At 28.4% G+C, this 275-nt stretch carries 1 protein-coding gene; it reads left to right on the top strand.

Annotated features, from left to right (window positions below):
* A partial coding sequence (locus SB775_RS29290; protein ID WP_410864740.1) for a type II toxin-antitoxin system PemK/MazF family toxin occupies positions 1–275 on the top strand: 275 nt, incomplete at both ends.

Below are 275 nucleotides of genomic sequence, written 5' to 3'. Positions count from 1 at the left end.
CTTGTACTTAGATAAAACAACTACTAAGAATACTATTTCTTCAGATGTTGTATTGAAAAGATTAGAATATACTGGTCTGACTGGTAAAGAACAAATACACAACAATACGATTACAAGAGATTCATTTATTATGACAAATCAAATTAGATCAATCTCAAGAAACCACCTTCAGCAGTTTAAAGGTAAAATTCTAGATAAAGATATGATAAAAGTTGATCTACAACTTATTAATGTTTTAAGTCTACAAGAGACTATTGAAGAGATCATTGAGCAAC

The sequence above is a fragment of the Peribacillus sp. SIMBA_075 genome (assembly GCF_046534585.1).
Note: the sequence above shows the minus strand (reverse complement) of the source record. Positions and strands in the feature narration are given on the sequence as shown.